This is a genomic window from Paenibacillus xylanilyticus, from assembly GCF_009664365.1.
GTDB classification, from domain to species: domain Bacteria; phylum Bacillota; class Bacilli; order Paenibacillales; family Paenibacillaceae; genus Paenibacillus; species Paenibacillus xylanilyticus_A.
On record NZ_CP044310.1, the window covers coordinates 2595540 to 2609781 of the forward strand.

17 protein-coding genes are annotated in these 14242 nt (G+C 45.9%); 15 read left to right on the forward strand and 2 right to left on the reverse strand.

The features are described from left to right. Nucleotides 1-70: 70 nt before the first annotated feature. The 9 genes from F4V51_RS11795 (at nucleotide 71) to F4V51_RS11835 (ending at nucleotide 7847) form a co-directional block, all read left to right on the forward strand. Nucleotides 71-724, forward strand: a complete 654-nt coding sequence (locus F4V51_RS11795; RefSeq protein WP_162009927.1) for a GntR family transcriptional regulator — start codon at nucleotides 71-73, stop codon at nucleotides 722-724. Between the two features lie 107 nt (nucleotides 725-831). Further along, the gene (locus tag F4V51_RS11800) at nucleotides 832-1467 is read left to right on the forward strand and encodes a hypothetical protein (RefSeq protein WP_153978095.1); all 636 of its coding nucleotides are present in this window, start codon (nucleotides 832-834) and stop codon (nucleotides 1465-1467) included. A gap of 109 nt (nucleotides 1468-1576) precedes the next feature. Further along, the gene (locus F4V51_RS11805; RefSeq protein WP_127536166.1) at nucleotides 1577-2125 is read left to right on the forward strand and encodes a glutathione peroxidase; all 549 of its coding nucleotides are present in this window, start codon (nucleotides 1577-1579) and stop codon (nucleotides 2123-2125) included. Nucleotides 2126-2226: 101 nt separating this feature from the next. After that, nucleotides 2227-3084 (forward strand): helix-turn-helix transcriptional regulator, encoded by an 858-nt coding sequence (locus tag F4V51_RS11810; protein WP_153978096.1) that lies wholly within the window; start codon nucleotides 2227-2229, stop codon nucleotides 3082-3084. 67 nt (nucleotides 3085-3151) lie between these two features. After that, complete coding sequence (locus F4V51_RS11815; RefSeq protein ID WP_153978097.1) at nucleotides 3152-3907, forward strand: acyl-[acyl-carrier-protein] thioesterase; 756 nt, start codon at nucleotides 3152-3154, stop codon at nucleotides 3905-3907. Between the two features lie 110 nt (nucleotides 3908-4017). Beyond that, nucleotides 4018-4266, forward strand: coding sequence for a hypothetical protein (locus F4V51_RS11820; RefSeq protein ID WP_153978098.1), 249 nt, complete (start codon nucleotides 4018-4020; stop codon nucleotides 4264-4266). A gap of 124 nt (nucleotides 4267-4390) precedes the next feature. After that, a complete protein-coding gene (locus F4V51_RS11825; RefSeq protein ID WP_153978099.1) occupies nucleotides 4391-4993 on the forward strand; it encodes a nitroreductase family protein in 603 nt (200 codons plus the stop codon). A 104-nt stretch (nucleotides 4994-5097) separates the two neighbouring features. Next, entirely contained in the window at nucleotides 5098-6729 is a 1632-nt protein-coding gene (locus F4V51_RS11830; RefSeq protein WP_236146742.1) for an S-layer homology domain-containing protein, read from the forward strand. 188 nt (nucleotides 6730-6917) lie between these two features. After that, entirely contained in the window at nucleotides 6918-7847 is a 930-nt protein-coding gene (locus F4V51_RS11835; protein ID WP_153978100.1) for an NAD(P)/FAD-dependent oxidoreductase, read from the forward strand. A 104-nt stretch (nucleotides 7848-7951) separates the two neighbouring features. Here F4V51_RS11835 and F4V51_RS11840 read toward each other — a convergent pair whose 3' ends face one another. Beyond that, nucleotides 7952-8143, reverse strand: a complete 192-nt coding sequence (locus tag F4V51_RS11840; RefSeq protein ID WP_153978101.1) for a hypothetical protein — start codon at nucleotides 8141-8143, stop codon at nucleotides 7952-7954. A 123-nt stretch (nucleotides 8144-8266) separates the two neighbouring features. Between F4V51_RS11840 and F4V51_RS11845 the strand changes: the two genes are divergently transcribed. From F4V51_RS11845 to F4V51_RS11870, 6 genes are all read left to right on the forward strand, one after another. Further along, complete coding sequence (locus tag F4V51_RS11845; RefSeq protein WP_236146743.1) at nucleotides 8267-9712, forward strand: FAD-binding oxidoreductase; 1446 nt, start codon at nucleotides 8267-8269, stop codon at nucleotides 9710-9712. After that, complete coding sequence (locus F4V51_RS11850; protein WP_153978102.1) at nucleotides 9709-10251, forward strand: MFS transporter; 543 nt, start codon at nucleotides 9709-9711, stop codon at nucleotides 10249-10251. The genes F4V51_RS11845 and F4V51_RS11850 overlap by 4 nt, the downstream gene beginning before the upstream one ends. A 93-nt stretch (nucleotides 10252-10344) precedes the next feature. Continuing rightward, nucleotides 10345-10689 (forward strand): DUF3243 domain-containing protein, encoded by a 345-nt coding sequence (locus tag F4V51_RS11855; RefSeq protein WP_153978103.1) that lies wholly within the window; start codon nucleotides 10345-10347, stop codon nucleotides 10687-10689. Between the two features lie 198 nt (nucleotides 10690-10887). After that, nucleotides 10888-11454 carry a hypothetical protein gene (locus F4V51_RS11860; protein WP_153978104.1) on the forward strand — a complete coding sequence of 189 codons (567 nt, stop codon included), beginning with the start codon at nucleotides 10888-10890 and terminating at the stop codon, nucleotides 11452-11454. 151 nt (nucleotides 11455-11605) lie between these two features. Then, nucleotides 11606-12463: a heme o synthase gene (gene cyoE / locus F4V51_RS11865; protein WP_153978105.1), complete on the forward strand. Its 858-nt coding sequence runs from the start codon at nucleotides 11606-11608 to the stop codon at nucleotides 12461-12463. Between the two features lie 140 nt (nucleotides 12464-12603). Further along, nucleotides 12604-13086 (forward strand): tetratricopeptide repeat protein, encoded by a 483-nt coding sequence (locus F4V51_RS11870; RefSeq protein WP_153978106.1) that lies wholly within the window; start codon nucleotides 12604-12606, stop codon nucleotides 13084-13086. A gap of 130 nt (nucleotides 13087-13216) precedes the next feature. Here the strand turns inward: F4V51_RS11870 and F4V51_RS11875 are convergent, their stop codons facing one another. Beyond that, entirely contained in the window at nucleotides 13217-14092 is an 876-nt protein-coding gene (locus tag F4V51_RS11875; protein ID WP_153978107.1) for a LysR family transcriptional regulator, read from the reverse strand. Between the last annotated feature and the right edge of the window lie 150 nt (nucleotides 14093-14242).

Genomic DNA, 14242 nt, shown 5'->3' on the forward strand with positions numbered 1-14242 from the left:
TAGGGTGAAATGTGTAGATTGCGTTAAAATTCAAATGAAGTCCTCATCAATGGGAGAAAGGGATTATGATATGAACAAAATATCGCTTGTCGATACAGCATATATGATGCTGCGTGAGCGAATGGTCTGCGGAGAATTAATGCCCGAAACCCTGCTATCTGAGAACGAGTTGGCCGAGGAGTACCAGATGAGCCGTACCCCAATTCGTCATGCCATTGCTCGTCTTGAATCCGAAGGTTATGTAACTGCTCTCAAAAATCGCGGTGTCTTGGTTAAGGATGTCGGCGGGAAAGAATTTCTAGATCTAATCGAACAGATACAATCCATGCTTTTTTATTCTTTTGAAATGATGAAAAAACCGAACCGAGAGATCTATTTAAATCTGGAATCACTCGCAGCTCATGTGGAGGTTCAGCGAACCGCCGAGAAAAGGAATGATTATCCTTTATACACCGAGCATCATTTTCTTTTCATGCGGGAGATCGTGGAATCCTTGAACAATGGCGTTATGCTGAACACATTTGATTCGTTTCGGGATAAACTCTACATGTATTCCATCGTCCGCTTCAAGCGAACTCCACATATCAAACACTACAGTGCGATCGGGATTAATCGGGATACGCTGCACGCCTTATCCAGCAATGATTATAGCGCAGCTCAAGAGGTTGTGTTATCTCTCATTCCGATTACCAGAGAGCGTATGCTTGCTACAGGTCAGTTTTAACTTTTTTTCTATGAAAAAGGTATGGGTTATTTTCATATGCACATGCTTCAGAAGGATATAACGCAGCCTCCACGGGCTGCTTATTTTGTTAGAGGAAGGTGAGGAAAATGACGGTTGTAGGTATACTCGGAACCATTCATAATCCGGAATTGAGAGAAACATATCATTGTTCACTCGCCCTATATGAATCTCTTATTACTGAATTTAAACCGGATATTATATGCGGAGAAGTACACCCGTTAAGCTGGCAGAAATACCTCAAGGACCGCAATAATAAGGGATATTGGGGAGAGCCGGCAAGCGAATATTGGGAGCTCATATTTCCATTATGTGAGGAAAACCAGATTGAATTTGTACCCATTGACTGGTTTGAACTAGATGTGTGGAATCATTTCGATCCATTTGGAGGTTATTCCGAAGAGCAGCGTGAAGAATTACAGCGAATCGACGATGAATGGTTTTTGAAACAAATGAGTACACATGCAGCGGGAAACATACCCTTCAATTCGGTGGAGTTTGATGAGATGACCCGTCTGAAATATGAATGGTTAAACCAGATCAATCCAACAGCTCACAACATTCGCTGGGTCGTGCGTAATCAAATTATGATTCAGCGGGTGAAAAACACAATTGATTCGAATCCGGATAAGAGAATTCTGTGTATTGTAGGAGCCGATCATAATGATCTGTTCCAAGAGACACTAATCAAAGAACCGATTCAACTGGTCTATCCGTTAAGGTAGTACTGAAATGATGGGGTCCATACTTTTTTAATACAGCAGAGACCATTTCGTATATAATAGAGGACACGTATCATTCTACATACTACATAACAACGAGGTGCACCAATCTATGGCAACAATCTACGATTTTACAGTTACCAAAACTAGCGGAGAACGATTCCCGCTCTATCAATACGAAGGAAAGCCCGTGCTGATTGTGAATACGGCAAGCAAATGCAAATATACTCATCAGTTTGATGATATCCAGAAGCTGTACGATAAGTATAAGGATCAAGGCCTTCAGGTTATCGGTTTTCCATGCAATCAATTTGCTGAACAGGAGCCCGGAAGCAGTGAAGAAGCGGCTTCGTTCTGCCAGATTAATTATGGAGTGAAATTCCCCATGTTCTCCAAAATGGATGTAAATGGCGACACGGCACATCCCCTGTATGACTTTCTGAAAAAATCAGGGCCTTTCGCCGGATTTGACGAGTCCGATGTGCAAGCCAAGCTGCTGAAGTTAATGGTCGCGGATAAGGCGCCTGAATGGCTGCACGGTGATGCAATCAAGTGGAACTTCACGAAGTTCCTGATTAATGCCGAAGGGCAAGTCGTTAAACGCTTCGAACCTGTGGATTCCATGGATGAAGTTCAGGCTAGCATTGAGCAGCTGTTGTAATTATAGAAGTTTTGAAGAGGCCATGAGTTGAACCGTGAACAGCGGTACGTTCATGGCTTCTATGCTAGATAAGAAAACCTCTCCCATAGGGGGCGCTCAAAATGACACGTATGCATCAGTTTAATGCACCGCTGGAATACAGTTATCGTTCAACGCGCACTTTTTTCAGTGGGGCGTCAGACGGATTCCATTCTCATCCGCACTATGAGGTCTATTATTTTCATGCCGGAGAGTGCACCTATATTATAGGCGACCGTGTATACAGCCTGGAACCAGGAGACCTCATTCTAATGCATGGGATGACGCTTCACCGGGCTCATCCGGTACCTGGCGGATTATATGAACGCACAACACTGCACTTTGATCCATCACTTATTCGCAGCAGCCTTCATCCCGATCGAATCAGCGAGGTACTTATGCCTTTTGATGAGCTCCGAAACTGCCGAATCAATCTGACGGGTGACATCCGTGCGGAATTCGAATCCCTGCTGCTGAACCTGGATCAACTATCCGTTCATTCGGGTGAGTTCAAACAGGAACGAATGACAGCACGTTTGTGCGACCTGTTATATTTTGTGGCTGGCATTTGCCATGGCATCGTGGTGGATCATCGCCCTTCATCGGATAAGGAGCGTCATGTCCAGCACATCATGGGTTATGTAGATACGCATTATATGCAGGATATCGGTCTGGATGATCTGGCGAACGAGCTTCATTTATCCAAGCCTTACCTTGCAGGGTTGTTCAAGGAAATGACGGGCAGCACCATATTCAAGTATCTGTATGACCGCCGTATCAATCAGGCCAAACTGCTATTTCAGTTTCAACCTGATATTTCGGTAACTGAGGCAAGTCGATTGTCGGGGTTTAAGCGTTTGTCACATTTCAGCCGCATATTCAAACAAAATGTGGGCTGTGCACCTGACTTGTATCGTACTCGCTTACACAAGACCCAATGATGAATGCGGCATGATATTACTCTTATTAATACACACAATTGGTGCGAACCGAAGGAGGTTTTAGCGAATGACAACGGAATTACCTTATGCATTTCAGTACCGAATTGGGTCATCCGAATCAGACTATAAGTCATTATACCGGCCTTCTGCATTGCTGGAACATATGCAGCTTGCAGCAGACCGCGATCTGGCACGGATGGGTATTACCGTATCGGAAATGCTGGATCAGGGGCTGGGCTGGATGTTAATCACGACGGATTTGACCCTATTCCGCCAAGCTCGATTGGAGGAAGAAGTCAGTCTCCAGACCTGGCATAAAGGCAATAAAGGAGTCATGTGGCTGAGGGATTATGTTCTTACCGATACAGAGGGGAATCATATCGCAGAGGCGCGGACTTCCTGGGCGCTTGTCGATCTGGAGAAACGAAAGCTCCTCAGACCAGCAGCACTGCCTTTTGAAGTGAAGTCACATCCCGAATTATCGCTGGGTGAATCCCCGGAGAAAGTGATCCTTCCTTCAGGATTGAAGACACAGGAAGACTACCGCCTGATTGTTCGATACAGCAGCACGGACAGCAACGGTCATATGAATAATGCGAGATATGCCGATGTGTGCTGTGACGCACTTACGGCTGAAGAACTTGCTGCTCGTCTGACAGGCATGCAGATATCGTATCACCGGGAAATTCGAATGCAAGAAGAACTGGTTGTGGAACGAACAGAAGCGATAGATGGCGTTATCTGGATTCGCGGACGATCAGGAGCCGATGCGCAGCATATTATTTTTGAAGCAAAGTTAAGTTTTGAAGATGTTGCTGCTTAAATATTGAGATTAAAGGCTGCCCAAATCCTCGGGGTGGTCTTTTTGTTGTGTTTAGAAGACAGGCAGAAAAGGTAAAGAAAGGGTAATGAAACCAGAGGAGGCGTTTAAGAATGAAAAATCAGATTCCAGGTCAGAATAAAGAATCGAATAAGGCACATGCGCACGATAATCCTGAACAATTCCCGACGGAGAAGGAAAGTTTGCTTGACCAGTATGAAGAAGAGCAGACCGTGGACCCCATTCCCTTGGAGGATCTGAATATGGAACAGCAGGAAGAGAAAAATAAGGATCAAACCAAGAGCAACTCTTCGACTGAAGAGAAATACCGTGCGGATTATCGGGAGACGAATCAAGATTGATTTTGCCTATTTGGATATTCAGTGAGATTAAAATAGTTTGTTGACTAATGTATGTTACTATATTATAGTTACTAATGTTAGTTTTAAAAATCTTGATATTAAACCAATGTGGAGGCGAATCGTTATGTCTAAATCTTTCTTTGACGCTTTGAAAAACAGAAGATCCTATTACGGAATCAGCAAGGAATCCACAATCTCGGATGCGAAAATTCAAGAAATCGTTGAAGAAGCCGTAAAGTATACGCCAACTTCGTTTAACTCACAAACTTCCCGTGCAGTGGTTTTGCTTGGTGAACAACATGATAAACTGTGGAACCACACAGAAGAAATCCTGCGTGAAGTGGTTGGGGATGCAGAAGCCTTCAAATCCACAGCTGAGAAAATGGCCGGATTCCGCAGCGGATACGGTACAATATTGTTCTTCGAAGACAACAATGTCATTGCACAACTTCAACAAAATTTTGCAGCCTATGCGGATAATTTCCCAATCTGGGCTAATCAATCCAACGGCATGCTGCAGCTCGTGATCTGGACAGCACTCGAGCAGGAAGGTCTTGGAGCTTCCCTGCAGCACTACAACCCACTGATTGATGAGAAAGTGAAACAAGAATGGAATATTCCAGAACACTGGAGACTGATCGCTCAAATGCCATTTGGTAAGCCAACAGCAACACCAGGCGAGAAAGAATTCCAGCCGATTGAAGAACGTGTTAAAGTACACAAATAAAGTAATAACTTTTAGGCGGATTTCCAACATTTAAACACATACGGCCTCGCTTCAATTTGATACGATGAGTAAGATCGTACTCCAATGAAGCGAGGCTTTTTGATGTGAACAATAGAATAGAGAAATGTGCTGGTCGACAAGTGGCAGCAGTCTTGTTTGTTGCTCTCTGTATACTTGCACTGGTACCATTCTTCCCCATCTCGGTGGAAGCAGCAGTGTCTAAACAGCAGTTCCAGGACATTAACACCAGTTATGCGAAAGAAGCGATAACTCATTTGGTGAGCGAGGGTATTGCTGCCGGAACGTCAGAAACCAGGTTCGAGCCCAAGAAGGCCGTGACACGAGCTGAATTTGCGACTTTTGCAGTTCGATTGCTCGGCCTGAAACCTGTTAAAAATAATATTAGTCCATACAGTGATACCCGTACCACAGCTTGGTATTACGGCAATGTCTCTGCAATGACCAACCTTTCCATTCTGGAGGGGAAAGGGCAGGGAACGTTTCAACCGAACGCTTCCATAACGAGAGAAGAGGCGGCTGCCCTGCTTGTGAGAATGCTGAAACAGACGTCCGGTTCTACAGGACTATTGTCTACAACTTATGTTGATGCATCGGATATTTCGGTATGGGCCAAGCCTTATGTACAGAAGGTATATCAGCTCGGCCTGATGCGTGGTAGTGATGGTTTATTCCGACCGCAGGATCAGGTGACTCGCGAGGAAGCAGCTGTGATGCTGGATGCGATTTTACAAAAGAAAGAATGGTCGCAGCAGCTTGGGAATGCTGATTCCTTGGGAATACAGCTGGGCTGGCAGTATAACTCCACTACAGCCGAATTCAAGAAGCAGGTTGAACAATCCGAGGTGAATACTCTGGTTCCCCGGTGGTTCTTTTTGAACAGCAGCATGCAGATTACAGATCATACAGACGCTACGCTGCTCACATGGGCATCGTCAACCAATCGGGAAGTTTGGCCTCTGCTTGGCAACCGTTCTGATGCTGCGATGACGCACCAGATGTTATCCAGTTCAGCGAACAGGACGTCGGTCGTGACTCAGGTTACTGCTTATGTGAAGAAATACCAATTGGATGGTATTAATGTGGATTTTGAAAACGTGTTGCCAGAAGACCGGGCAGGCATGACTGCTTTTGTGACGTCGCTTGCGGCTTCGCTGCATACGATTGGTGCTGTCGTCTCGGTGGATGTATCCCCTGATCTGGGTACGGACTGGACGGAAGCATTCGATTATGCCAAGCTTGGCGCCGTGTCCGATTACATGGTTCTTATGGGATACGAGGAACATTGGAATGGAGATCCTATAGCCGGGTCGGTTGCCTCACTTCCTTGGGTAGAAAATGCCCTCGATACCATGCTTACGAACGTTGTGCGTGCCAAAGTTATTTTGGCGCTTCCGCTCTACACCAGAGACTGGTCATCGGCTAGCCCGGCAACAGGTTCATGGGATATTACCCTTGCGGAGCAGGGAACACGGGCACATGCTGCGGGCTCTGTGAGACAGTGGAATGCAAGTCTGGAGCAATATATTATTGGGTATTCGAGTAACGGCTTGGCAAGATACATCTGGGCAGAGGAGAGCCGATCCTTAACTGCCAAAGTTAGAATGAGTACAGACCGGAAGATAGCGGGGCTGGCTTATTGGTATATGGGCGGGGAAACCGCAGATGTCTGGAATGCCATCTCCAACGCTTCTCGCTTTGAATCATATCTGTTTTAATTTTTATCGGGATCTAAGGAATAAGGGGCCCAAACCGGACTGTGAACCATGCGGACGGTTTGGGTTATTTATTTTTTGTACAAGCTAGAGCTAGGACGTTTGAGTCTGATTGAGCGGTTTAATGTATAGAAGGATCGGAAGCGATCTACATATACCAAGACAAAAGGATGGACTGGAGGAGATGAAGGTTGCGAGAATATGATTGCATCATTGTAGGTGGCGGGCTCGCAGGACTTCAGGCTGCCATTCAGCTGGGACGTTACAGTTCGCATCAGCTGCTGGTGGTGGATGCTGGAGAAGGCAGGTCAACCCTGTGCCGAACCTATCATAATATTTTGGGATTTCCAGAGGGTGTATCAGGTGAAGAATTAAGATCCAAAGGCAGAATGCAAGCCGAGAAGACTGGAGTTGCATTTGAAAAGGATCGTATTGTTAAAGCAGAACGGGTTGGGGAACAGATTCAATTAACGGGTTCCACTGGCACTATATATTCAGCAAGAACTGTACTGCTGGCAACCGGGCTTAGTGACCGTTTCCCTGCGATTCCGGGACTCCGGCCAACGCTAGGCAGATCAGTCTACGTGTGCCCGGACTGTGATGGATATGAAATTCAGGATCGTCGCACCATATTGCTGGGATCAGGAGAAGCTGGTGCCAATATGGCCATGATTCTGATCGAGCGTACCAATGATCTTCTGTATATCAACCATGAACAGAAACCGATCTCTGCCGAGCTTCACCGAAGCATGAAGGAGGCAGGCGTACGTTATCTTGAAGCTGCGGTCCAGGAAGTACAACAAACAGAGGACGGATATATTACAGGGGTACTGACCGAAGATGGGCAGATCTATGAATCAGAACGCGGATTTATTGCTTTTGGTGGCAACCGGGTGCATTTCGAGCTTGCAGAGCAGCTTGGAGCGGTTATCGCTGATAATAAGCATGTTGAAGCGGATCATCGAAGTTTGCAGGCAGCCCCAAATGTTTGGATTGCAGGAGATTTGGGACTTCATGCGGAGCAAGCTACGGTAGCGATGGGCGAAGGCTCTATAGCAGCTATCTGGATTCACAAGGAGTTACAGAAGATCAAAAAGGAAAATAAAGTGAAGCAGTTGTAGACAAAGCAGGTACGACCAGGTTTTCCTTTTATAGATATACGAAAAGTCCTTCAGCCTGTTTAGGTTGAAGGACTTTTTAATTGAGCTGCAAATAGGTTGCGAATCTAATTGTTTGCTTTATTTTGGTGGGCTGCTGCCGACTTGTCTTTGGGATGTCCGGAAATATTGTCCACGATATCTCCAATCGCATCCTCAATCATGTCTGTCGGGCCAGGATTGTTGGGATCAGGATGAAGGACAGTATTCACACCTGGCTCAAGATCTTTGTTTTTCTTTTCTTTTTTAGGTTCACTCATGTGTATCCTCCTTATCAATCAGGTCTAGGGTGTTCCTTAACATCTCCAAACGTTGTAATGTATATGTAAACGATTAACCGCTGGAATGGGTTTGAAACGTTTTGGGTGGAAGGAGGTCGTTATGTGTTCAAAAAAATGAGTGTACTCCTGCTGCTCCTTGTTTTATGCATTTGGACGTATTGGAGAACGGGTGGAGAAGATCAGAATCCATATCTCATTACAGATTACAGTCGCCTACACCCGGTAAAAGTGGAACGCGTCGTGCAGGGTCATCAGGAACAGCAGCTTGTAGAGCTGCTCAAGGATGCAAGGGAGAATCATCTGACGGTGTCCATAGCAGGACAACGTCATAGTCAGGGCGGACACACCTATTACCGAGACGGCATCATTATTGATATGACTTCTTATAACCGTATACTGGACATTCAGCCGGAAGCCAAAAGGATAACCGTTCAGGCCGGTGCAACATGGGCGGATGTGCAGCGAGCAATCAATCCGTATGGCCTTTCGCTCAAAAATATGCAGTCTCAAAACATCTTTACGGTCGGAGGTTCGATTAGTGTGAATGCCCACGGGAGGGAGCTTCGCAACGGATCATTGATTCAGAGCGTGGAGTCCTTTCGTCTCCTGACTGCTGATGGGCAGATCCGGGAAGTGAGCCGTACGTCCAATTCGGAACTATTTCCGTTGGTTCTGGGCGGATATGGACTCTTTGGCCTGATTTTGGATGTGACACTGACGCTGACGGACGATGAATTATATCAACTTAACGTAGACCGAATTCAGGCATCAGCGTACCCAACGTATTTCCGTAAAAATGTACTCGGCGATCCGGACATGCGGATGCATCTGGCCCGCATCTCACTTCAGCCGGGTGAAGGGTATTTTAGCGATATGTATGCTCTTAATTATGCGATGGATACGGGGGCCTCGCTTCAGGAATATAATAAAATGTCTGTACGCGAACCTGGCGTGCTGCCTGCCAAAATTCTATTCAACCTTAATCGCGGAACGGTTTGGGGCAGAGAGTGGTTTTGGGAACTGCAGCAGCGATATTTCGATTCACAGGACGGAACGAGGATCAGCCGGAATAATGCGATGGCTTCCCCATCAGCGTTTATGGAATATCATCAGCCCGGCACGAACGACTTGCTGCAGGAGTATTTTATCCCTATGGATGCTTTTCCTGCTTTCGTTAAGGAGATGGGGGAGATCGTTTCCCAAGAGAAACTCGATCTGCTGAACATAACCGTTCGTTATGTGCCGAAAGACGATGAAGCCGTTCTATCCTATGCAACACAGGATATGTTCGGCCTGGTATGCCTATTCCATGCCTCGCTGTCGGACGATGAACAGAGTAAGTTCAAGGCTAGTTTGCAGAGGATCATAGATTCGGTGATTCGCTTCAAAGGGACCTATTATTTGCCCTATGAGGCATATGCCACAGCGGATCAATTCGATCAGGCCTACGTTCATAAGGACGTTTTCTTTGCAGCGAAGGAACAGTACGATCCAGAGCATGTATTTATGAACTATTTTATGGAGCAATACGGAGGGAACGGTAAATGAATATGAAGTGGTTGGTCCGTTCACAGAGCATGGTTACCCTTGCTTCAGGTATGATTTATCCTTATTATTTGTTGTTTCTTAAAAATCTCGGTAACAGCTTCTCCAAATATGGACTTGCCTTTGCTGTTTTTACAATCAGTTCAGCGGCTGCATCACAGTGGCTGGGCCCTCGGCTGGACGTGTATGCAAAACGGTGGCTAATGATGAGTTCGCTGGGCATGGCAGGAGCAATGATTGCTTTTCCGTGGATTACAAGCTACATATGGGTATTGCTGCTGCAGATCATCATGGGGCTCTGCAATGCCATGCAGCGAATGAGTGAACGGGTGCTGCTTGCAGACAATACGGAGCCAGGTAAACGGGGCAAGCCGGTTGGCAATTATCATTTCTGGACATCGGCTGCATCAGGATTTGCCGTGATTATCGGTGGACTGCTGATCGACTGGCTTACGATTGATGTTTTGTTTTATCTAAGTGCTATGTTGTATGTTTGGGGAAGTATATCCATATGGCGGTCACATGATGCAGCAACCCGTTAATAGATGAAGTATTGAAATAGCCTGATTAAACTCCAGCGAGACGTTTATATTATAGATGACAAGCCAAATATTACGCTCAAGGAGGAATTCAAAATGAATGAGAGTAATCATGTAATTCATAAAGATGGTCAAGTGGCAACGGAGAAGGTTGAGAATGCAATCGACAAAATTGCACCAGAGGAAAGAGAACAGATTCTGCAAAACTTCGATGCATTTAAAGAGTATTTGGGTAAACGGATCGCTTTGGGAGAATCCATAGGCTTGGGTGAAGAGCAGATGGCTAAAATTGCCGAGAAGGTAGCCGATTATCTGGCAGCCAAGGAAGAGCCGCGTAACCGTGAAGAGAAATTGCTGCAGGAGCTATGGAATGTGGGTAAGGAAGAGGAACGACATATGCTGGCTCATATGCTGGTCCGTCTTGCACAGCACACTCATTAAAAACAAGAGAACCTTGGATGCGAGGCATTCAAGGTTCTTTTTATTGTAACTATTTTTCATCTCGCTGATACTTTTAAATGATTGTAAACAAGTATGATGATTTTAGTAAAAGTTTAAATGATTTTTCACATGACCGTTTGAAGACAAACCCTTCCGGTTAAGGAAATAGTAACGTTCATATAAGGAGAGATGCTGCCTATGAAGAACGCGGCGAAACAATGGAAATTAAAAATACTCGGTACTGCTGCACTGTTGCTTGGTATCATCGTGCTTACTACATATTTGCTTACACCGGCGAATGCCGAGGAAAGTGCCGGTTCCTCACAGGCTTCCGCAAAAGAAGCTCAGGCAGCCAATTCCGAGATGTATACAGCCTATGTGGATGAGCTTGAGCAGGAGAATGGCAAACTCTATTTGATCGTGGACCGGATTGGTTGGTATCAGGGAGAAGAAGCGGATAAAGTGTTCGAGCAGCGCAACCCTGATTCGGGTATAGATGGAGCTCCGGATGGATACTATATTATCAACGACAGCAAGGAACAGGACAAGATTGAAGTAAGCAGCAATGCCGAAGTGCTAATGCAGCTGTATGATCGCGATGGAACGGTCAAAGGAACAGAGATTCAGTGGAATGAACCGATTGCTCTCAGCAAATTTGAATCCCTGTACGATAACAAAAACATTGTGGATCTGTCCGTATTCCCATATCACCTTACGGTGCAGGATGGTAAGGTTACAAAAATCGTTCAGCAATATATCCCATAACATTATGAGCTTCGATAGCATTCCTCCTGTTCGTCAGAACGGGGAGGGATGCTTTTTTGATTATGACAAAATGTTAAAGAAGATTGTAATTCATTGGAGGTACATGTATCATTATTGGAATGGTGTTTTTACATAGTTCAGGAGGCTTCTCATGCTTAAAGACATGATTGCATTAACGAAGCCCAGACTTCTGCGGCTCAATGTATTTGCGGTGGCGGTAGGATTCTGGGTCGCTTCAAAATGGGATATCTCGTGGTTATCCCTGCTGCTTGTCATCATTGGATCCACTCTGGTTATCGCCTCGGCATGTGTCATCAACAATTACTGGGATCGAGAGCTCGACCAGAAGATGGAGCGAACCAAAAAACGCATCGAGTATATCAACCATCTTCGTCCCGCCTTTGTGCTATGGTACGGTATTATTCTGGGTGTTGCCGGTTTCGCCGTGTTATACGTCTGGGTGAATCCGCTGTCAGGCTGGCTTTCGCTTCTTGGGTGGTTTGCTTATATCGTGATCTATACGATGTGGCTGAAGCGCAGCTCTACCTGGAGCACCTCTCTTGGCGGCATAGCCGGGGCGATGCCACCGGTAATTGGTTACTGTGCGGTGACCAATCAGATTGATATGGGGGCATGGTTGCTGTTTGCACTGTTATTTCTATGGCAGCCGCCACACTTCTGGTCGCTCGGGATCCGGCGGGTTGAGGAGTATCGTGCAGCGGGGTTTCCGCTTTTGCCTGTTGTGAAGGGGATTACACGGACCAAGTTTCAAATGGTGCCTTATGTGTTCCTGCTGCTCCCTGCTGTATTTTTGTTGTACTACTACAATTACGTTGGACTTGTTTTTCTGATCGTATCGCTGCTAAGCAGTGTGGTCTGGTTCATCCATACCCTTAGCGGGTTGAAGACGCAGGATGACGAGAAATGGGCCAAAATCAACTTTTTGATTTCGGTTAATTACTTAATGCTTATTTTTATCTTGATGGTTGTGAACACGACCTGGAGGTAACCCATCAAAACGAACGCCTTATGGAACAACGTGTGGACAAGCTGATTGTCTTCATTAAGGACCAGAGGTGTTTTTTTTGTTATAATTAACAGATGTTTCATATTGAAGTGGATAATTTTAGGATAAAAGGGTGTAGAGATATGAGTCAACTAGAGCAGGCAATACGGTTAAGACAGGAAGGCAAGACGCAGGAAGCGATCGAGTTATTACATACCATGGCGGAGAAGGAACCGGGTAATGCAGACGTATGGTATCAATTGGCCTGGGCACATGATTCACTTGGATTGGAACGCCAAGCCGTTCCATATTATGAAACAGCGCTAAGCCAGGGATTAACGGGGGAAGACAGAGCAGGAGCCATTCTGGGACTCGGCAGTACATATCGGACTTTGGGTCAATATGAACAGGCTAAGAAATGGCTGGAAACGGGAATGGAAGAGTTTCCGGAACAGCGGGAATTCGAAGTCTTCTATGCCATGGTACTCTACAATACAGGGGAACATGCGGAAGCCATGAAACGGCTGCTGGTTCAGCTGGCGGATACATCAACGGATCCAGGAATACATGATTATCATAAGGCCATCCGCTTTTATTCGGATCAACTGGATCGCATCTGGGAGTAAAACGGATTTTTATTTAATGAAAATAAGATAACCGGGGAGGTTCACTCCCCAGTTAAGAAGAAACGTGCTATGCACATAAGCTCGAAAAATGAAGGGAATCCTGCAGCTTATCTTGAATCCTCCTTTCAGTCTAAGGGGTATTCGCCAGCCATTCTTGTACAGCTTCAATAAACCGGCGGGTGGCTGGAGACAGATTGGCAAGAGAAGGGCAGACTAGCCCAATGGTACGGTAAGGGTCACCGCGGAGTGGTACAAGAGCCAGTTCATTCGTATGACCTTGTAATACCATCTCAGGCAGGAGACTGATCCCGAGTCCGTTTCGAACCATGGCCATGATGGCCTGATCTTCAGCAACATCATAGACTACATTCAGCTTGGCGGCGTGCTGACGAATTAAACGTTCGATTTCATTGTCACCACCCCAGCGGGGCAGGATAAAAGGCTGTTCCAGGAGCAATTCAAACGATACGGAAGTCTCATCTGCAAGTGGATGACCTAGAGGCAGGATGCACATCATCCTGTCTTTTTGCAATGGGATGGTCTCATAAGACATCGATTCGCCAAGGGATAAAAAGCCGAGATCAATAGCCCCGCCCGCCAGCCAGGCTTCGATTTCAGCATAGTCACCCTCCCACAGTTTGATCTCTATACCCGGATGCCGTAAGCGGAACTGCTTCAGTATTCCAGGCAGCCATTGGGTCGAGACGCTGGCAAATGTTCCAATGCGCACTGTGCCGACCTCAGCTCCGCGAATCAGGGATATTTCCTGGTTCATGAGCTCGTTCCAACGCAATATTTCACGCGTATAACCAAGAATCCGTTCCCCTTCAGCGGTAACCTTCACACCTGTTCGGCCTCGATTCAACAATGTAAATCCGCAATCCGCCTCCAGACTGGCAATGGCATGACTGATAGCAGACTGAGTAATATTCAGGGCATCCGCAGCCTTGGTAAGACTTCCGTATTCTACGACGGCATTTAGAATTTCATACTTAACCAATGACATAATTCAATCCGTTCCTTCCGGTGAGTAATACATGAATTTATTTCATAAATACTATTATAAATATTCATTTTTATAATGGAAAGAGATCGTTTATACTTGCCAAGGCGAGTTATTTGTACGGACTCAGCATAGAACAATACATAGAATGAA